A 19,562-nucleotide genomic window follows, 5' to 3' on the forward strand; every position below is an offset into this window, starting at 1 on the left:
CTTTGCCCGGGCGACAACACCCTAGACGATCCGCGCCATGCCGCACAGGGGGGAGCAGGACCTTCGGGCCACGACCGTCACCGCCCCGGTGGTATACAAGGGAGAGCCTGGCCATCCGCATCCCCTTCCGCTGGAGATACCCATGACCCGCACGCCCCTGCTGCTCGCCCTCGGCCTGCTACCGATCCTCGCCACCACCGCCTGCAACGCGGCCGGCCCTGATGCGTCCGGCCAGAAGGCCCCGGCGACCGCCGCGGCCAGCGCAGACCAACGCCCCTTCACCGCCACCGAGGTCAGCCGGTTCGACCAGCCGTGGGCGATGACCTTCCTGCCCGATGGCAGCCTGCTGGTCACCGAAAAGCGCGGCAAGCTGCAGCACCTGGACCTGGCCAGCGGCCAGAAACATGAGATCACCGGTGTGCCGAAGGTCGCCTACGGCGGCCAGGGTGGGTTCGGTGACGTCATCCTGCATCCGGATTTCGCCCGCAACCGCGTGGTGTACGTCAGCTACGCCGAGGAAGGCACGCTGGACACGCGCGGCGCGGCCGTGGCCCGTGCCACCCTCGCCCTCGATGCCAGCGGCGGCGGCCAGTTGAAGGACCTGAAGGTGATCTGGCGGCAGACGCCGAAGGTCAGTGGCGAAGGCCACTACGGCCACCGCCTGGCCTTCGGCCCGGACGGCAAGCTGTGGATCAGTTCCAGCGAACGGCAGAAGTTCGATCCTGCGCAGGACATGAGTGGCAACCTAGGCAAGATCATCCGCCTCAACGACGACGGCAGCCTGCCGGCCGACAATCCGTTCGCCTCGCAGGGCGGTGTGGCCGCGCAGGTGTGGTCGCTGGGCCACCGCAACGTGCTGGGCATCGCTTTCGATGCCAACGGCAAGCTGTGGGCGCAGGAGATGGGCCCGGCCGGCGGCGATGAGCTGAACCTGATCGTGCGCGGTGCCAATTACGGCTACCCGATCGTGTCCAACGGCGACCACTACGACGGCCGTCCGATTCCCGACCATGACACCCGCCCGGAGTTCGCCGCACCGAAGGTGACCTGGAACCCGGTCATTTCCCCGGCCGGCCTGATGTTCTACAGCGGCAGCCTGTTCCCGCAGTGGAAGGGCAGCGCCTTCATCGGCGGGCTGTCGTCCACTTCGCTGGTGCGGGTTGCCTTCGACGGCGACAGCGCGCGCGAGGCCGAACGCTTCAACATGGGCGAGCGCATCCGCGAAGTGGAACAGGGCCCGGACGGCGCGTTGTGGCTGCTGGAAGACGGCAGCAAGGCACGGCTGCTGAAGCTCACGCCGAAGGCCTGATGGCCGGGTGGTGCCGGCTGCTGGCCGGCACCTGCAGGAGCCCTGGTTGCCGGCCMGCGGCCGGCACTACCGATCTGGAACGGCCCTGCATACGGGGCCGTTTTCGTTACTGGATGGTGCCGACCTTCACCTCGGTGCGCGTGCAGGCCTTGTCCAGGCACTCGCCGGTCAGCCACACCTGGCCATCGCCGATCATCACGCCCTGCTGGTTGACGAATACCGTGCCGAAGTCCTGCGCGGACACCGCCTTGACCACCGCCGGGGTGATGATCTTTTCGTAGTTGCGCTGGAATTCACCGGGCCCGGTGATCTTCCTGCCACCGCTGATGTTCAGCGGGAAACGCACTTCTTCAACCACCGCCGCGCGATCGCCACCGACCACTGCGGTCTTGAAGGCAGTGAATACTTTTTCATACTGCGCCGCATCGCCGAGCAGCGTCTCGATGCGCGCGCGGGCGTCGTCTGCCGCCGCAGGTGCTGCGGGGTTGGCAGCATCGGCCGGCGTCGCAGCCGCATCCTTGGCGTGCTCCGCCGCAGCCTGTGGCGCGGCGACCGCATCGGGCGTGGTGCTGGCGGCCGCTTCGGCCGGCGTCGCGCCCGTCATCGGCGGAGGCGCATCGGCGGCAGGTTCGGGCGGCGGTGCCGGCTGCGAGCACGCTGCCAGCAACAGGACAGGAACAAGGTAGGCCATCGTGCGCATGCGCGGTCTCCATCGGATCAGGCTCCGATGGTAGCGCCGGGCCGTGCCCGGCGTGTTCGCCATGGGTGAGGACGCCGGGCATGGCCCGGCGCTACTCATTGCCAGTAGACCCACGCCATGCGTGGATGCTCTACCGATCAGGCCTTCAGCAGTTCGAACTGCACCGCGTCACCAGCCATCGACGAGGCGCACACCCACACGTCGAACAGGCCCGGCTCGGCACGCAGCACGCCGTCGCGGCCGGTGAATGCCAGCTGTTCACGGGTCAGGGTGAACACCACCTCGGCCGACTCGCCCGGCTGCAGGGCCACCTTGCGGAAGTCCTTCAGCTCGCGCACCGGGCGCACGCGGCTGGCCACGCGGTCGTGGATGTACAGCTGCACCACTTCCTCGCCGGCCACGCTGCCGGTATTGGTCAGCGTGGTGGTCAGGGTCAGGGTGTCGTCCCAGCCGACGCGCGCACTGCTCAGCTGCGGCACGCCGTAGGCGAAGGTGGTGTAGCCGATGCCATGGCCGAACGGGTACAACGGCTCGTTCGGAATCTCGCGCCAGCGTGCCTTGAATTCCGACATCGTCGGCAGTTCCGGGCGACCGGTGCGCGGGTGGTTGTAGAAGTACGGCTGCTGGCCGGACACCTGCGGGAAGCTGACCGGCAAGCGGCCGGAGGGGCTGTAATCGCCGAACAGCACATCGGCCACGGCATGGCCGGTCTGCGTGCCCAGGTACCAGGTGATCGCAACGGCATGCGCATTGCGCACCGCGCCCTGAAGGGCCAGCGCGCGACCATTGCGCAGCAGCACCACCAGCGGCTTGCCGGTCATCGCCACCGCTTCGGCCAGCGCCTGCTGTGCCGGCGGCAGGGTGATCTCCACGCGCGACTGCGCCTCGCCGCTGTAACGCTGCGGCTCGCCCAGCGCCAGCACCACCACGTCGGCGCGCAGCGCAGCGGCCACGGCCGCCTCGGTGCCACCGGCAATGGCGGCTTCCAGTTCGCAACCCGGCACCACTTCCAGCAGCGCGTCATCGCCGATGGCCGCGCGAACGCCGGTTTCCAGATCCACGTAACGCTGCTTGTCGCCGAACAGCGTCCAGCAGCCTTCGATGTTGTCGCGGTCCTGCACGAACGGGCCGATCAGCGCGATCTTCTGACCGTTCTTCTGCAGCGGCAGCACGTTGTCGCGGTTGTTCAGCAGCACGATCGAACGGCGCGCGGCATCGCGCGACAGTTCGTCATGGGCGGCGATATGGGAGGTATCGGCTTCGCGCGCCGGGTCCAGCGAACGGTACGGGTCGTCGAACAGGCCGATGGCTTCCTTCAGCCACAGGATGCGGCGCACGCCTTCATCCAGCACGCTCATCGGCACCTCGCCGCTCTCCACCAGGCCCGGCAGGTGCTCGGCGTAGAAGCCGCTCTGCATGCTCAGGTCCAGGCCGGCGGTGAACGCCTTGGCGGTGGCATCGCGGTCGTCGGCGGCATAACCGTGCGCGACCAGTTCCATGTCGGCGGTGTAGTCGGAGATCACCACGCCCGGGAACTTCCATTCACCGCGCAGGATGTCGGTCAGCAGCTCGGCGTTGGCGCTGGCCGGCACGCCGTTGATGTCGTTGAACGAGGACATCACGGTGATCGCGCCAGCATCGAAGGCCGCCTTGAACGGCGGCAGGTGCACATCGCGCAGGGTCTGCGGCGAGATGTCCACCATGTTGTATTCCATGCCGGCCATCACCGCGCCGTAGGCGGCGAAGTGCTTGGGCGTGGCCAGCAGCGAGTCGGCGGCCCGCAGGTCGCTGCCTTGGAAGCCACGCACGCGGGCAGCGGCGAAGGCACAGCCCAGTACCACGTCCTCACCGGCACCTTCGGCACCGCGTCCCCAGCGCTGGTCACGGGCGATGTCCACTGCCGGTGCGTAGGTCCAGTGCAGGCCGGCAGCGGTCGCTTCAACCGCAGTGGCGCGCGCGGTGCGCTCGGCCAGGTCCGGCTCGAAGCTGGCGGCCTCGCCCAGCGGAATCGGGAACACCGTGCGCATGCCGTGGATGACGTCGGCCGCCAGGATCACCGGGATGCCCAGGCGGCTCTCCTCGGTGGCGACCTGCTGGATGCGGCGGCCGAGCTCGGCGCCGACCCCGTTGAACAGCGAGCCGACCTTGCCCTCGCGCACCTGCTGCAGCACCTGGTCGGCATTGCGCACGTTGGCTTCCGGGTTCACGTCCGGGGCGAACGGGCGGACCATGTCCGCGAAGACACCCAGCTGGCCGACTTTTTCCTCGACGGTCATCTGGGCAATGAGGGATTCGATGCGATCGGAGGCCACCGGCAGTCCTTGATGAAAACGTTTACAAGCCCGGCATTCTAGCGATCCCGGACGATTTGGCGAGAGGTTTCGTCATTCAGTTTCAGCCACCAGCCGGATCCGTACGGTCCGGCCGGGGGCATCGCAGCTTACTCCGAGCCGGCCAACTGGCGCTGCCCGGCCATCAACATCGCGTCGCTGGACGCCTGGAACACCCGCAGGCCAAAGGCCGGCAGGATCGCCAGCAGGTGGTCGAAGATGTCCGACTGCACCGCCTCGTATTCGCCCCAGGCGGTGCTGCGGGTGAAGCAGTACAGCTCCAGCGGCAGGCCTTCGGTGGTCGGCTGCAGCTGGCGCACCAGCAGGGTCATATCGGTATGGATGCCCGGGTGGCTGGCCAGATAACGCTCCACGTAGGCGCGGAAGGTGCCCAGGTTGGTCACCCGGCGGCTGTTGACCTCGGCCACGCCCTGCTCGCGCAGGCGCCCGTTCCACTGGCCCAGCTCCTGCTGCTTGCCGCGCAGGTAGTCGCCCAGCAGGGCGAACTGGCCGAGGAAGGCCAGGTCCTGTTCCTCCATGAAACGCACGCTGTGCTGGTCCAGGAACAGCGCGCGCTTGATCCGGCGGCCACCGGCCTCCTGCATGCCGCGCCAGTTCTTGAACGACTCGGTCACCAGCTTCTTGGTCGGGATGGTGGTGATGGTCTTGTCGAAGTTCTGCACCGTCACCGTATGCAGGGCGATATCGATGACATCGCCGTCGGCATTCTGGCTGGGCATCTCGATCCAGTCGCCGATACGGATACGCCCATCACCACTGATCTGCACGCTGGCCACCAGCGACAGGATGGTGTCCTGGAAGATCAGCATCAGTACTGCGGTGGCCGCGCCCAGGCCGGTGACCAGGTAGCGCAGGTCGACACCGGCGAGGGTGGCAACGATCGACAGACCGGCGATCACGAAGATGATGATCTTGGCGACCTGCAGGTACCCCTTGATCGGCTTGTTGCGCGCCTCGGGGCGACGTTCGTACAGGTCGTTGGCCGCATCCAGCGCATGCGACAGCGCCAGCACCACGGTCAGGATCGCCCACGCCTGGCAGGCACCGATGATGAAGCCGACCAGGCCCGGCGGCAGATCCGGCACGATACGGATGCCCGAGGCGATCACCTGGCTGGGCACCACGTTGGACAGCCGCGAAATGACCCGCATCAGATGGCTGCCGCGGCCGGTATCGGCGCCGGGCAGGCGGTTGAGCAGGCGACGCAGGCCGCGCAGCAGGATGCGCTTGGTCACCCAGTTGGCCAGGCCGGCGGCAACCAGCAGCGCCGAGATCATCAACGCCAGGTAGGCGCCAGGATAGGGTTCCAGTGTGTTCTGCAGCTTTTCCAGCCACTGTACCGCCACCACTGCGTCCACCATCGGTTGTCTCCTTCTTCATTGCTGTTGAGGTTGCCGGCCAGCGGCCGGCACTACCGGGGGTTGCCAGCCGACGGCCGGCACTACCGGCCTGTCAGTCCCGCGAGCGTTCGATGATCACGCCGACCGCACGTGCACCACGCACCGCCCCGGGCTTGCTCAGCTTCAGGCGCAGCCACTTCACGTCGAACTCGTCCAGCACGATCTGCGCGCAGCGCTCGGCCAAGGTCTCCACCAGGCCGAATTCCGATTCGCGCACGAACTGCTCCAGGCGCTTGCTGACCGCCTTGTAGTTCAGGGTATGGGCAATGTCATCGCTGGCGGCCGGGCGACGGTTGTCGAACCCCATCTCCAGATCGAACACCAGGTCCTGGCGGATCCGCCGCTCCCAATCGTAGATGCCGATCAGGGCGTCGATCGTCAGCCCTTCGATGAAAACCTTGTCCATTGCGGTTACCAGCCGGAAAACAGGCGGCCATGGTAACGGGACGGCAGTGAGCCTGCCCGGAACGGAGGCGGGTCGCCGGGCATTCGCAAGGTCTGGAAAAGACAAAGGGCCCTGCTAGCGGGGCCCTTTGGTACTACCGTTTTGTCCCCGGGGGGAGCTTTCTCAAGCCGCGGGTCCCGGTGGCGCAGGCACTGAGGTTAGGCAAGGACCCAATCGCCGGTCAAGGCCAATTGCGACAAAGCAACTCACGGAATTCGTCCGAGCCGAAACACAGGGAATCGGTCACGCAGGCAACGGCGTTCCCCGATGGTGATCGCCGCCGTCTCTGGCCAGCATCGACCCTTCCTTCACCACCGCACATCACGATGGCTGCATACGATGCATTGAGGCGCGCTCTGTCAGCGGAGCGCCTGTCGACCTACGAGAGAATTGCATCGGCCTGCAGCCCGGGTCTCACCGCCGAATCCCTGTACCTGTGGAACATGCGGATGTGCGGTGCGCTGATGATGCCGGTGCATCTGTGCGAAGTGGTCATCCGCAACGCAGCCGCATCGGCGCTGGCCCGGCAACATGGGCCTCGATGGCCGTGGAATGATGCCTTCCGACGCAGGCTGCCGGCATCTTCATCCGCTTCGGCGAGAACCGCACTGGAACTGGTCACCGGCCGTACCACCGACACGCCCGAGATCGTCGCCAACCTGCCGATGGTTTTCTGGCAGCAGCTCTTCACCTGCCGCTTCGACGCTTCGCTGTGGATACCAGCACTCAGCGGCGTTCTACGCCATGCGCCTTCGGCCCATCCCAGTGTCACCAGGAAAGCCATCCACGCAGATATCGGACGCATCCGCCACCTACGCAACCGCATCGCCCACCACGAACCGATCCTCGAGCGCGACATCGGCGCCGACCTGGCCGCGATCGGGCGGCTGATCCACGCCCGGTGCCCGCACACGCTGGCATGGCTGCAGCGCCATGAACGGGCCACCACGGTGCTGGCGGCCTCGCCACTGGTTGGCAAGCGTTGATGATGTTGCCGGCCAGCGGCCGGCACTACCGGGAGACGGACCGGCTCACACCGCCGGCAGCGTCGCCATGTCCCAACGCGGGGTGACGTCCACCTTCGGTGGGCTGTGCTGGCCCGCCAGCAGGCGCAGCGCGCCGGCGAAGGCGATCATCGCGCCGTTGTCGGTGCACAACGCCGGCCGCGGGAAGCAGGCGCGGCCGCCGAGGCGCTCGGCCATCTGCTGCAGGCGGGCGCGCAGGCGCTTGTTGGCACCCACACCGCCGGCCACCACGATCACATTGGTGCCGGCCGCTTCCAGCGCGCGTTCGCACTTGATGCACAGGGTCTCGACCACGGCGTCTTCAAAGCCACGGGCGATGTCGGCGCGGGTCTGCTCGCTCTGGTCGCTGTCGCGCCAGGCCATCAGGACCTGGGTCTTCAGGCCGGAGAAGCTGAAATCCAGGCCCGGGCGGTCGGTCATCGGCCGCGTGAAGCGGTAGACGCCCGGCGTGCCCTGCTCGGCCAGCGCGGCCAGCTGCGGCCCGCCCGGGTACGGCAGGCCCATCATCTTGGCGGTCTTGTCGAAGGCTTCGCCTGCGGCGTCGTCCAGGGTTTCGCCCAGCAACCGGTACTGGCCGATGGCATCGACGGCCACCAGCTGGGTATGGCCACCGGACACCAGCAGCGCCACGAACGGGGCCTGCGGCGGATCGTCTTCCATCAGCGGCGCCAACAGGTGACCTTCCATGTGGTGCACACCCACGGCGGGAACCTCCAGCGCCCAGGCCAGCGACCGGGCCACGCCGGCACCCACCAGCAGCGCCCCGACCAGGCCGGGGCCGGCGGTGTAGGCCACCCCGTCGATGTCGTTCACGCCAAGCCCGGCCTCGGCCAGCGTCTGCCGGATCAACGGCAGCAGCTTGCGCACGTGGTCACGGCTGGCCAGTTCAGGCACCACACCGCCGTACTCGGCGTGCAGGGCGATCTGGCTGTAGACCGCATGGGCGCGCAGGGCAGCGCTGCCGGCCAGGTCGGTGTCATACACCGCCACGCCGGTCTCGTCACAGGAAGATTCGATGCCAAGGACTCGCATGCCTGCTATTATGACGCCCCTGCCAACCCCTCGGGGAACTGGCAGGTCTCACTGCAATCCAACAACTTGCCCCTATTCAGGATTTGTGGCTTGCAGTTTGTTTATTCGCCACTATAATGTGCGGCTCGCCGGGCGTGACCCGGTTCTACTGTGTCCCGGAGATTCCATGCCCAGCGTCAAAGTCCGCGAGAACGAACCCTTTGAGTTTGCTCTTCGCCGCTTCAAGCGCACTTGCGAAAAGGCCGGTGTGCTGGCCGAAACCCGCAAGCGCGAGTTCTACGAAAAGCCGACCCAGGAGCGCAAGCGCAAGGCCGCCGCTGCTGTGAAGCGTCAGCTGCGCCGCTCGTCGCGCGACGTTACCAAGCGTCAGCGCCTGTACTGATCGGACGCATCTTCATTGCGGTGGGCATTCCCTGCCGCGATGGAGTCGAAGCCGGCACGCGCGAGCGTCGCCGGCTTTTTGCGTTTCCGGGCCCGGGCATCCGCCCTGCCCCACTACCACCACGAGGTTCGTCATGAGCATGAAGCAGCAGCTCACCGAAGACATGAAGGCCGCCATGAAGGGCGGCGAGAAGCACAAGCTGGGCGTCATCCGCCTGATCAACGCCGCCATCAAGCAGAAGGAAGTCGACGAGCGCATCGAGCTCGACGACACCGCCGTGATCGCCGTGCTCGACAAGATGGTCAAGCAGCGCAAGGACTCGGTCAGCCAGTTTGAAGCGGCCAACCGCGAAGACCTGGCGGCAATCGAGCGCGCCGAAATCGTGGTGATCGAAGCCTACCTGCCGGCCAAGATGGGCGAAGCCGAGATCGTCGCGGCCATCCAGGCGGCCATCGCCGAAACCGGCGCCAGCAGCGCGGCCGACATGGGCAAGCTGATGGGCGCGCTGAAGCCCAAGCTGGCCGGCCAGGCCGACATGGGCCTGGTATCCAAGCTGGTCAAGCAGGCGCTGTCGTAAGCAACGCCAGACCCGGGTCCCTTCCGCACTGCGAAGGGACGCCGGGACGCGCTCCTGCGCACCTGCTTCACCGCGTCTTCGACGTGGTGCTGCTACAACTCCGGCATGGTTGATCCAACGTCCCACGCCCCCGAAGACAGCGCGCCGCACGGCGGCCCCGCGTCCCTGCACAAGTACATCAAGCGCCTGCAGGACAGTTTCCCGATGGCCGTCGTCAAGCGCTTCGTCGAAATCGACGTGCTGACCCAGGCCGCCTCGGTTTCCTTCTATGCCCTGCTGTCGATGGCGCCGCTGCTGGTGCTGCTGCTGTGGCTGACCGCCTCGCTGTATCCACCGGCACAGCAGGCCCTGGTCGACCAGATCAGCTCGGTGGCCGGCAGCAGTGCCGCGACCGTGGCCGAAACCGTGCTGAAGAATGCCGACAACCAGCCCGACGTCGGATCGCTGGCCGGGCTGTGGAGCACGCTGTTGCTGTTCGTTGGCGCCACTGCGGTGTTTGCCCAGTTGCAGAACGCACTGAACCTGATCTTCCGCACCAGCGGCGAACGCCTGGAGGGCATCAAGGCCTGGCTGCGCAAGCGCGTGTTCTCCTTCGGCGTCGTGCTGGCGCTGGGCTTCCTGCTGATCCTGTCGATGACCGCCACCACCGTGCTGCAGGTGGCCTTTGCGCAGCTGCCCTCGATCCTGCCGGCCATCGGCTACCTGACCAGCCTGCTGCTGTACGCGGTCGGCTTCGCCTTCATGTATCACTACCTGCCGGACCGGCGCGTGGCGTGGCGCCAGGCCTTCATCGGCGGCCTCATCACCTCGGCGCTGTTCGCGCTTGGACGCTATGGCATCGGCGTGTACATCGCCACCGTCGCACCGGGCAGCGCTTACGGCTCGATGGGTGCGCTGGTGATCTCGCTGGTCTGGATCTACTACGCCACCGTGGTCTTCTTCGTCGGCGCGCTGATGACCGCGGTGATCGATGAACGCCTGCGCGCACGCCATCATCTGCTCGCTGCAGGCATCGACCCTGGCACCGCGGCGAACGCGCCCGGGAACGGGGCCGGCAAGGGGTAAACTAGGGGGACTGACTTCCCCCTTCCGCGTGGCTGCCGCCGCGCCCTGCCTCGTTGCCCATGGCCCGTATCCCCGACGCTTTCATCGACGACCTGCTGGCCCGCTCCGACATCGTCGAGGTGGTGGGCAGCCGCGTGCCGCTGAAGCGACAGGGCAAGGAATACGCCGCACGCTGCCCGTTCCATGACGAGCGCTCGGCCTCGTTCACCGTCTCGCCGACCAAGCAGTTCTATCACTGCTTTGGCTGCGGTGCGCACGGCACGGCGATCAGCTTCCTGATGAACTACGACCGCCTCGAGTTCCTCGACGCGGTGGATGAACTGGCCAAGCGTGCCGGCATGGAAGTGCCGCGCAGCGAGAACCCGCGCAGCGCCCAACAGCAGGATGACAGCCGCGAGCTGTACTCCGCGCTGGACGCGGCAACCAAGTTCTTCCAGAAGAACCTGGAAGGCAGCGAGAAAGCACGCAGCTACCTCGACGGCCGTGGCGTGGACGAAGAGAACCGCGCACGCTTCCAGATCGGCTATGCACCTGATGGCTACAGCGGCCTGCGCGACGCACTGGGCAAGGACGAGCGGCGGATGAAGCTGCTCGACCGCGCCGGCCTGTTCTCAAAGAACGACCGCGGCCACGTCTACGACAAGTTCCGCGACCGGGTGATGTTCCCGATCTTCGACCGCCGTGGCCGGGTGATCGCCTTCGGCGGGCGCGTGTTCGAGAAGGATGACGGCCCCAAGTACCTCAACTCGCCCGAGACCGCGCTGTTCCACAAGGGCCGCGAGCTGTACGGCCTGTGGCAGGTGCGCCAGGCCAACCAGAAGATCGAGCGCTTGATCGTGGTCGAGGGCTACATGGACGTGGTCTCGCTGTTCCAGTTCGGCGTCACCCAGGCGGTGGCGACGCTGGGCACGGCGACCACGCCGGACCACGCCGAACTGTTGTTCCGCAACGCGCCGGACGTGTTCTTCTGCTTCGACGGCGACGCCGCCGGCCGCCGCGCCGGCTGGAAGGCGCTGGAATCGGTGCTGCCACGCATGAAGGACGGCCGCCAGGCCTTCTTCCTGTTCCTGCCCGACGGCGAAGACCCGGACAGCATCGTGCGCAAGGAAGGCGCCGAGGCCTTCGACGAACGCTTGAAGCAGGCCACGCCGCTGTCGCAGTTCTTCTTCGACGAGCTGACCCGCGAGATCAACCTGGGCACGCTGGATGGCAAGGCACGGCTGGCCGAGCGCGCCAAGCCGATGCTGACGCAGATTCCCGATGGTGCCTTCGGCGACCTGATGAAGCAGCAGTTGGCGCAGCTGACGGGGCTGGGCGGCAACGCGCAGGCGGGCCGGCCGCAGATGCCGCAACGCGCCGCTCCGCGCACGATCCAGCCGGCGGCCAAGCGCAGCCTGGTGCGTGGCGCGATCGCCGTCCTGCTGCAGCAGCCGTCGCTGGCCCTGACCCTGGGCGGCAAGCACCACTTCCAGGGCCTGCGCCTGCCGGGCGTTGAGCTGCTGCTGGAATTGCTGGGGCTGGTCGAACAGCGCCCGGACATCAGTACCGGCGCCCTGCTCGAGCATTTTGACGGCCGCGAAGAACAGGCCTCACTGCACACCTTGGCCGCGCAGACGCTGGCGGGCGATGAAGCGATGTGGACGGTGGAACTGCATGACGCGGTCGGCCAGCTGGAGAAGCAGCTGCTGTTCCAGCGGATCGACGACCTCAACGCCAAGCAGCGACAACAGGGTCTGGACGATACTGACAAGTACGAGATGCGCGAGCTGCTGAAGGCGCGCGCCAATCTGCGCCTGTAGCGGCAGAACACATCCCCGGAGAGAGCATGCTGCTGCGCCTGACCTGCCTGCTGTTGTTGTCGCTCTGCCCGATCCTGCCGGCCTGGGCTGCGGACCCTGTTCTTGCTGAAGTCCGCCCCGGCCTCTACGCCGGTGGCCAGCCCACGGCCGCGCAACTGCACGAACTGGCTGCCCAAGGCGTGCGCACGGTAATCGACCTGCGCCAACCCGATGAAGATCGCGGCTTCGATGAAACACGCGAGGCCGAAGCGCTCGGCCTGCGCTATGTGCGCATCCCGGTAGCCGGCGCCGAGGGCCTGGATGCCACCAACCTGCGCGCCGTGCACCAGGCGCTGCAGCAGAGCCAGGGGCCGGTGCTGCTGCACTGCGCTTCCGGCAACCGCGCCGGTGCCGTGCTCGGCCTGGTCAACGCACGCTACGAACACGCCAGCCCGGAACAGGCGCTGCAACTGGGCCAGCGAGCCGGCCTGAAGTCGTTGGAAGCGGCCACCCGCGAGCGTCTGGCGATCCCTTCTCCCACCCCCTGATTCCCGGGGTAATCCCCCCGCACCAAGGAGCCCATCCACCATGACCCGCTGGTGGTCGCGCCTGCGACCGGACAACTTCACCCTCGCCCTGCTGTGCACCGTCGGCCTGGCCTCGCTGCTGCCGATGAAAGGCGCCGCCGCCCTGGTGCTCGACGATGTCACCACCGTCGCCATCGCCGCGCTGTTCTTCCTGCACGGCGCGCGCCTGCCGCGCGAATCGATCATCGGCGGCATGCTGCACTGGCGCCTGCACCTGACGATCCTCGCCTGCACCTTCATCCTGTTCCCGCTGCTGGGGCTGTTGTTCAAGCCGTTGTCAGGCTGGCTGCTGACACCTGAGCTGTACCTGGGCGTGCTGTTCCTGTGCACCCTGCCCTCCACCGTGCAGTCCTCCATCGCGTTCACCTCGATGGCGCACGGCAACGTGCCGGCGGCCGTGTGCAGTGCTTCGCTGTCGAGCATCCTCGGCGTGTTCCTCACGCCCCTGCTGCTGACCGCGCTGGCCGGCACCTCCGGCGGCGTGCACGACCCGCTGCATGCCATCGGCGGCATCATGCTGCAGCTGCTGGTGCCGTTCGTGGCCGGCCATCTGTTGCGCCCTTGGATCGCCGGCTGGGTGGAGAAGCAGCGCGCGCTGCTGCGCTACACCGACCAGGCCACCATCCTGCTGGTGGTGTACTCGGCATTCGGCGAAGCGGTTACCGAGGGGTTGTGGAGCAAGACGCCGCTGCTGTCGCTGTTCGCAGTGGCGGTGGTGGCGGCTGTACTGCTCGGCATCGCGATGCCGCTGATCACCTTCATCGCCCGCCGCCTGCGCTTCAACCGCGAAGACGAAATCGCCATCGTATTCTGCGGCTCGAAGAAGAGCCTGGCCACCGGCGTGCCGATCGCCAAGGTGCTGTTCGCTGGCGGCAGCCTCGGCGCGATCGTGCTGCCGGTGATGATCTATCACCAGATCCAGCTGATCGTCTGCGGCGTGATCGCGCAGCGGTATGCTAAACGACCGCAGAGCTGATCTTCTTCGACTTCCCGAAGTAATAGGTCGCGCCCGCTCGCCTTAGCCTTAGCCTTAGCACTATCCGAAATAATCTCATCAGGGAATGAGTCAAATGCAGAAAGGGAAAAGTGCGGCCACATTTTCAATCACGGGCACCAGGATAGACAGCGAAGAACAACTGGCATCCCATGTGAATGCATTTGGTTGGAATTCGTTCCTTTATTACCCAGAAATCCTAAGTCCGAAGCTCCCTTCTCTTACCAGAGTGAAGGGCGCATCAATCAGCAAATGTTCGTTCAAAAGAACAAGAATAAGCAACATCATATTCACGAATTGCTCTTTTTCAGAGTGCCTGTTCCTAGGAACTGATTTCGATAATTGTGAATTCATCAACTGCACATTTACTGCCTGCAATATGTACAAGGCAAAGCTAATTGAGTGCCTTATTGATCCCGCACAATTCAGCAAGAATTTTGATCTGGAGACAGATAGCAACATCGCGATTGGCTGGTTCCATGCAATGTATCGAAACTCAGTTGCAACGAGTCAGCCCACATACGCAAGGGAAAGCCTTTACTTAATGCGAGTAGCTGAAAGAAGCCAGATCCTGCACGAAATAAGAAACTCTAAAAATCCCATAACAAACTGCGCGAAGTATTTGGTCAGCCTTGCCCATGCATTTGTCTCCGGATATGGGCAAAAGACCTGGAGAATACTAGGAACCTTTACGACACTTGCAATAGGTGCAGCGGCCATAAATTATGCATTTCGAGAAGAAATGTTCAACGACAGCCAAATCAGCCTCCTAGACTCAATATATTTTACGTGCATCACCATCAGTACTGTAGGGTTTGGCGACGTGACGCCCAAAACGGAGATTGGCAAAATTGTCGTATCCTGCCAAGCACTGCTTGGCCCGCTGTTCTTCACGATGGCCCTAACTGAAGTCGCCGGCCGCATTATGAGACGCGATTAAATGAGAGCCATTGCCGAGTTTGGCTCGAGAAGAAGAGGGGACTCTGACGAGTACAGCGATAATGACATATTGATTATCAATGACGATCCGAAGGCAAGATCCGTCATCACTATGGAATTATCAGGCTTAGGCTACAGCTGCTCGTCCATGAGCTCCAAGCAACTACACTTCATGCAGTGCAAAGGCTCGCTCTTTCTACAGCACCTTAAGCTAGAAGCTCAAATCCTTTGGGATGATAATAGCCAACTGAGAATATTCCTAGATCAGTGCAACGCCATCCCTCCGGAGCAGCACGAGCTCGACCGCTGCATACAGTCGCTAGGATTCGCACTTTCCAAGATTGAAGACGACCGTGCCCGAGGATGGCAATTTGACTTCACGTTCTGCCTTTCCCGCGACCTGCTAATTAAGAAGGCCGCACAATCCGGAAGGCTATCTTTCCGTCTACGAGACATCGTCGAATTCCTACTTGTGGGAAAAGACGAAAAAATCCATGCACTAAGGGCACTCCAAGACCTAAGGATGGAAAAGTCCCGCTATCGTAGAGGGCTTCCCGCCTCAACCGAGGCAACTCATGCGCTGAACACTTGGAAGGAGATAGCGAGAAGATCATTCCAAATGAACTTTTCAGAAGAAACTTTTGATGAGTTATTAATGAAGAGAAAATTCTCGTCAAATTACGAGATTCTGAGAACGATTGAATACCTCAGCCTAACGTCCATTTATTCTAGCAAAACGGTTGTGGACGAGAGGATCAAGCGAATGATTAAGGCGCCAAATCGTTATGGCGCTTGCCAAGCTCGCCAAGCACCACTACTTACAGAGACGCTGAATGAGTTGCTAAGAGAGAGAATGCACCGTGCTGATCAAGGTGTATCAGGCCCTTAGTGAGGCAATAATCGAGTGGCTGTGGAACAAGTCGCCGCTGCCTCACCTGCCCTTCGTAAGCGCCAAGGCGCTGCCGAGTATGGCAATGCGCGCATTATCTTGCCTCGCCCGCCGCCTGGACATCAACCGTGAAGCCGAGATCATCATCGTGATCTCCGGGTCAGATCCAACTAACAGCCTTTGACCTGATCGCCCGGCGCATAACGGCTGGTACTACCCGTTTTTCAATAGCGAATCCGATCATAGGATCGTCAGGCCTAAGAATGACGATCCTATGAGTTTAATCTTTCAGAACAAACAATCTACAACCTCGGATGAATTCAAGACTACCTCTCTTGCCTAACCCTCAAGATCCTTCAAAATCTGAGCGGCCCGGTTCTGCCGAGAAAGGTACCCATCAATCTCTTGCTGAACCTGCTCTACCAAGCTTGAATTGAAAGCTTCAATTTGAGCCTTTTGGGTGTCAATGCAGATTTGGATCCGACTGACAGTATCGTTGATGTACTGCTTTCCTGTGTCCACGTCAGAATCACGAACGCGGATGCCCACTTTCAAACCTGAACTCTCGACCATTGCAGATGGCGAGTTGACTCCATAAGGATTGGGGCGGAGATCCCAGAGCTCTTGGTGCCCCTGAAATGGAATCGTCCTCACCAACTCCCAACCGTGGACCGTGGAAGTGCCGCCGAAAAATTGGTCTTGCGCCTCGAACGTCGTCGCCGTAACCGACGTTTTTGCCAAAGAAAGATCCAGCACTAACGGAGCAAGCTCAAGAGTTTTTACAACGCTCGCGACACACTCATTTCTATCGAAAGAATTCGGCCTTCTGGAAAACTCTTGCTTTACGAGTGCTGGAATCGCCTCCGAGTGGCCACGAAGAACAGAGTCCAAGTCCCCCCTGCTACGAAAAAGCACATTACCCAAGACCGTCATTTCAGCCTCCATACTTTAAAATTGACTGTGTTCAACTCAAATTTCAGAAAACCCGCTATTTTATAAGCAGCCCGGAAATCCAATTAACAGAAATTACGCTCAAATTCCAGTTGCGTACATCCATACCTAGGATACCCACAAGGATCTAGGCTAGCCACAGCGACCAGATCGAACTCACCTCTGCAGCTTGGATTATGCACCTTTTTGATACGCGCTTCTTTAGTACTCGCTTCGATCATCTTTCCTGACATAGTCAGGAGTTCTGCGCCATATCAGATCAATGAGATTTCCGCATAGCGACGACTCAACCACTTCTCTCCGGCAGCCTACGCGATCAGAATTTTTGCAACAGCCATTGCGGGAAAGAACAGCGAGCCGTAAAGAAATTCCACAGCAACGTACTATTCTGCTGGCTAGGAAGAGAAAAGATCAGCGCACGCAAAATGGCGTGAATTTACTGTAGAGCCAAGCCCATACTCGGCTGATGTGACCCCGAGGTCACAACCAGGGCAGGATCCAGTGATCCACCAGCAGGAAGGCGAACAGCGCCATCAGGTAGACGATGGAGTAACTGAACATCTTCATCGAGAACAGCTCGTCCGGCGGGTTGAGCATGCGCCAGGCGTACCAGAGGAACACGGCGTTGAGCACGATCGCCCCACCCAGGTAGAACGCTCCGCTCATGCCAACCAGGTACGGCAGCAGGCAGACCAGCGCCAGCACCACCGAGTACGCCATGATCTGCTTGCGCGTGTGCACCACGCCATGGGTGACCGGCAGCATCGGGATTTCCGCCTTGGCGTAATCCTCGCGACGGAAGATCGCCAGCGCCCAGAAGTGCGGCGGCGTCCAGATGAAGATGATCAGCACCAGCAGCGACGAGTACGCCCAGTCCGACTGCCCCTGCATGCCGGTCACCGCCGCCCACCCCAGCATCGGCGGCATCGCACCGGCCAGACCACCGATGACGATGTTCTGCGAGGTCGCGCGTTTCAGGTAGACGGTGTAGATCACCGCATAACCGATCAGCGAGGCGAAGGTCAGCACCGCGGTGATCCAGTTCACCCACAGCACCAGGATCGCCATCGACAGCACGATCAGCACGCCGGCGAACACCAGCACCTGCCACGGCTTCACCTTGCCCACCACCAGCGGACGCCACGAGGTGCGCGCCATCTGCGCGTCGATGTGCGCATCCAGCAGCTGGTTGATGGCTGCAGCGGCGGACGCGGCAAGCCAGATGCCGAGGAAGCCGAGCAGGCCGGCACGCACCTGCTCCCAGCTGGGCACGCCGGGAATGGCCAGGACCATGCCGACCAGGGCGGTGAAGACGATAAGGGCGACGACCTTGGGCTTGGTCAGGTCCCAGTACTGGCGATAGTTGGAAAACATGGGATCAGTCCGGGGCACGCAGGCGGGCCAGCAGGCTGACCAATACAAACAACAGGGCAACGGCAACGCCGTTGTGCGCCACTGCCACTTCCAGCGGCAGCGCCAGCTTCACGTTGAGGATGCCGAGGGTGACCTGCAGCACCAGCAGCGCGACCAGGGCCGAAGCCCAGCCGCGCATGCTCGGCAGCCGGAACAGGCGCAGGCCCAGCCACAGCAGGTAAACGGCAACGACGATGGCAAACAGGCGATGGGCCATCTGGATGGCGATGCGCGAGGCACCGTCGAGCACGCCGCCTTCGTAGTCCACGCCGATACCGCGCCACAGGGTGAAGCCCTCGGCGAAGTTGTGCTGCGGCCACCACTGGTTGGCACAGCGCGGGAAGTTGTCCAGCGAGGCGCTGCCGCCGCCACACGCCAGCGCCGCGTAGTTGGCGCTGACCCAGCCACCCAGCGCGATCTGGGTGACCAGCACCGCCACGCCAATGCGCAGCAGCCACTTCAGCTTCGGCGCCTCAGCCAGGGTGATCGGCATGTGCGTGGCACGCCAGGCCATCCACACCAGCAGGCCGAACATCAGCATGCCGCCCAGCAGATGACCCATCACCACGATCGGCTTGAGCAGCAGGGTCACCGTCCACATGCCCAGCAGTGCCTGGAAGATCACCACCGCCAATGTCAGCAGCCCAGCGCGCGCCAGGTCGATGTTGCTCCAGCGCAGCGCCGCGATCAGCAGGATGGCCTCACCAACCAGCGCCAGCGCGCTGGCGGTTCCATGCCAGCCCATCATGTACAGCGGTATGCCCGCGGCCACCAGCACGCAGGCGGTGACTACCGCCGTGCTTCCGAAACGCCGCTTGCGCGTGGCCAGCAGGGCCAGGGTCAGGATCTCGATGCCGAGCGCGCCAGCCAGGAAGCGGTGCACCTGCTCACGCCAGGCCTTGTGTGTTTCCAGCGGACGGATCTCCGCTGCCGGGTGGCCAATGGTCTCTTCCACGTGCTGCGGCCAGGTCGCCTGCCCATAGCAGGTCGGCCAGTCCGGGCAGCTCAGGCCGGCATCGGACAGGCGCACGAAGGCACCGAACATGATCGTGCTCGCGGTCATGATCATGGCGAACCACGCCAGGCGGTGGAAATTGCGGTGCAGCGCCGGACGCGCGGAAAGGCTCATCAAACGGGACTCACTTCAGTTTCAGCAACGTGGCCATGTCCTTGCGCAGACCGCCGAGATCGCTCCCGGGGGCATGACGCATGATCACGAAGCCGTTCGGATCGATCACGTAGACCGGCAGACCCGCCGGATCATCGACGCCAGGCAGCGCCGCGCGCAGGGCTGGCGACGGGGCCAGCGGCCGCAGCGCGGGCAGCGAGGCGATCGACGCCGGTGGCGTTCCCAGCCACAGGATCTCGACATTATCGGCGTTATGGCCGAACAGCTGCCACACCTTGCCCAGTCCCTGCGACAAAGTGACGCACTGCGCGTCGCACGCTCCGGCCGGGGCCACCAACAGGCGCCATGTGCGCGCCTCGGGGTTCCAGGGGTAGGCCGCGCCATTGGCCAGCGTCGGCGGTTGCTGGCGCAGATCCACCGGCGGCTTCAGCAATTGCCCTGCATTGCGGTGCGCGGTTGGCTGCCAGCCGGAGAAACGCAGGAGGGCGGCCAGCGCCATCGCCCCGAAGAAAACGGCGAACAGCAGCACCAGGGTCCGGCGGCCGTTGCCGCGCGCCTGCGGGGAGGTAGCAGTGTTCATGCAGGGCATTTTCTCA

General features: G+C 63.8%; 20 protein-coding genes. 11 read left to right on the forward strand and 9 right to left on the reverse strand.

What is annotated here, in order from left to right; translation table 11 throughout:
- Positions 1 to 142: 142 nt before the first annotated feature.
- The gene (locus AC1DKR_RS18725; RefSeq protein ID WP_301909157.1) at positions 143 to 1,309 is read left to right on the forward strand and encodes a PQQ-dependent sugar dehydrogenase; all 1,167 of its coding nucleotides are present in this window, start codon (positions 143 to 145) and stop codon (positions 1,307 to 1,309) included.
- A gap of 106 nt (positions 1,310 to 1,415) precedes the next feature.
- On the opposite strand, the gene AC1DKR_RS18730 is transcribed toward AC1DKR_RS18725, so the two are convergent.
- From AC1DKR_RS18730 to folB, 4 genes are all read right to left on the reverse strand, one after another.
- A complete protein-coding gene (locus AC1DKR_RS18730) occupies positions 1,416 to 2,009 on the reverse strand; it encodes a hypothetical protein (RefSeq protein WP_033830175.1) in 594 nt (197 codons plus the stop codon).
- Positions 2,010 to 2,146: 137 nt separating this feature from the next.
- A complete protein-coding gene (locus tag AC1DKR_RS18735; RefSeq protein ID WP_223484482.1) occupies positions 2,147 to 4,321 on the reverse strand; it encodes a glycoside hydrolase family 3 N-terminal domain-containing protein in 2,175 nt (724 codons plus the stop codon).
- Between the two features lie 128 nt (positions 4,322 to 4,449).
- Positions 4,450 to 5,721 (reverse strand): mechanosensitive ion channel family protein, encoded by a 1,272-nt coding sequence (locus tag AC1DKR_RS18740; RefSeq protein WP_059065752.1) that lies wholly within the window; start codon positions 5,719 to 5,721, stop codon positions 4,450 to 4,452.
- 91 nt (positions 5,722 to 5,812) lie between these two features.
- The gene (gene folB / locus AC1DKR_RS18745; protein ID WP_025878255.1) at positions 5,813 to 6,166 is read right to left on the reverse strand and encodes a dihydroneopterin aldolase; all 354 of its coding nucleotides are present in this window, start codon (positions 6,164 to 6,166) and stop codon (positions 5,813 to 5,815) included.
- Between the two features lie 365 nt (positions 6,167 to 6,531).
- Between folB and AC1DKR_RS18750 the strand changes: the two genes are divergently transcribed.
- Positions 6,532 to 7,191 carry a hypothetical protein gene (locus AC1DKR_RS18750; protein WP_478034451.1) on the forward strand — a complete coding sequence of 220 codons (660 nt, stop codon included), beginning with the start codon at positions 6,532 to 6,534 and terminating at the stop codon, positions 7,189 to 7,191.
- Between the two features lie 45 nt (positions 7,192 to 7,236).
- On the opposite strand, the gene tsaD is transcribed toward AC1DKR_RS18750, so the two are convergent.
- Positions 7,237 to 8,262: a tRNA (adenosine(37)-N6)-threonylcarbamoyltransferase complex transferase subunit TsaD gene (gene tsaD / locus AC1DKR_RS18755; RefSeq protein WP_049468546.1), complete on the reverse strand. Its 1,026-nt coding sequence runs from the start codon at positions 8,260 to 8,262 to the stop codon at positions 7,237 to 7,239.
- Positions 8,263 to 8,428: 166 nt separating this feature from the next.
- On the opposite strand from tsaD, the gene rpsU reads away from it, so the two are divergent.
- The 9 genes from rpsU (at position 8,429) to AC1DKR_RS18800 (ending at position 15,657) form a co-directional block, all read left to right on the forward strand.
- Positions 8,429 to 8,644, forward strand: coding sequence for a 30S ribosomal protein S21 (rpsU, locus tag AC1DKR_RS18760; RefSeq protein ID WP_002808376.1), 216 nt, complete (start codon positions 8,429 to 8,431; stop codon positions 8,642 to 8,644).
- Positions 8,645 to 8,777: 133 nt separating this feature from the next.
- Positions 8,778 to 9,221: a GatB/YqeY domain-containing protein gene (locus tag AC1DKR_RS18765; protein WP_032975623.1), complete on the forward strand. Its 444-nt coding sequence runs from the start codon at positions 8,778 to 8,780 to the stop codon at positions 9,219 to 9,221.
- 105 nt (positions 9,222 to 9,326) lie between these two features.
- A complete protein-coding gene (locus AC1DKR_RS18770) occupies positions 9,327 to 10,286 on the forward strand; it encodes a YihY/virulence factor BrkB family protein (protein ID WP_478034416.1) in 960 nt (319 codons plus the stop codon).
- Between the two features lie 59 nt (positions 10,287 to 10,345).
- Positions 10,346 to 12,085: a DNA primase gene (dnaG, locus tag AC1DKR_RS18775; protein ID WP_478034418.1), complete on the forward strand. Its 1,740-nt coding sequence runs from the start codon at positions 10,346 to 10,348 to the stop codon at positions 12,083 to 12,085.
- Between the two features lie 26 nt (positions 12,086 to 12,111).
- Positions 12,112 to 12,612: a protein tyrosine phosphatase family protein gene (locus AC1DKR_RS18780; protein WP_025878280.1), complete on the forward strand. Its 501-nt coding sequence runs from the start codon at positions 12,112 to 12,114 to the stop codon at positions 12,610 to 12,612.
- Positions 12,613 to 12,652: 40 nt separating this feature from the next.
- A complete protein-coding gene (locus tag AC1DKR_RS18785; RefSeq protein WP_478034421.1) occupies positions 12,653 to 13,627 on the forward strand; it encodes a bile acid:sodium symporter family protein in 975 nt (324 codons plus the stop codon).
- Between the two features lie 94 nt (positions 13,628 to 13,721).
- Positions 13,722 to 14,585 (forward strand): ion channel, encoded by an 864-nt coding sequence (locus AC1DKR_RS18790; protein ID WP_478034423.1) that lies wholly within the window; start codon positions 13,722 to 13,724, stop codon positions 14,583 to 14,585.
- Positions 14,586 to 15,473 carry a hypothetical protein gene (locus AC1DKR_RS18795; RefSeq protein ID WP_478034426.1) on the forward strand — a complete coding sequence of 296 codons (888 nt, stop codon included), beginning with the start codon at positions 14,586 to 14,588 and terminating at the stop codon, positions 15,471 to 15,473. It abuts the gene before it with no gap.
- Positions 15,445 to 15,657, forward strand: coding sequence for a hypothetical protein (locus tag AC1DKR_RS18800; protein WP_478034428.1), 213 nt, complete (start codon positions 15,445 to 15,447; stop codon positions 15,655 to 15,657). Before AC1DKR_RS18795 ends, AC1DKR_RS18800 begins: the two co-directional genes overlap by 29 nt.
- Positions 15,658 to 15,812: 155 nt before the next feature.
- Here the strand turns inward: AC1DKR_RS18800 and AC1DKR_RS18805 are convergent, their stop codons facing one another.
- The 4 genes from AC1DKR_RS18805 to AC1DKR_RS18820 form a co-directional block, all read right to left on the reverse strand.
- On the reverse strand, positions 15,813 to 16,406 hold the full coding sequence (locus AC1DKR_RS18805) for a hypothetical protein (RefSeq protein WP_478034430.1): 594 nt from the start codon (positions 16,404 to 16,406) through the stop codon (positions 15,813 to 15,815).
- Positions 16,407 to 16,904: 498 nt separating this feature from the next.
- Positions 16,905 to 17,798, reverse strand: coding sequence for a heme o synthase (cyoE, locus tag AC1DKR_RS18810; protein ID WP_033830169.1), 894 nt, complete (start codon positions 17,796 to 17,798; stop codon positions 16,905 to 16,907).
- 4 nt (positions 17,799 to 17,802) lie between these two features.
- Complete coding sequence (locus tag AC1DKR_RS18815; RefSeq protein WP_312786874.1) at positions 17,803 to 18,966, reverse strand: COX15/CtaA family protein; 1,164 nt, start codon at positions 18,964 to 18,966, stop codon at positions 17,803 to 17,805.
- 10 nt (positions 18,967 to 18,976) lie between these two features.
- Positions 18,977 to 19,546, reverse strand: a complete 570-nt coding sequence (locus AC1DKR_RS18820) for a hypothetical protein (protein ID WP_033830168.1) — start codon at positions 19,544 to 19,546, stop codon at positions 18,977 to 18,979.
- Positions 19,547 to 19,562 lie beyond the last annotated feature (16 nt).

It is taken from the genome of Stenotrophomonas sp. 01N47 (assembly GCF_056399165.1).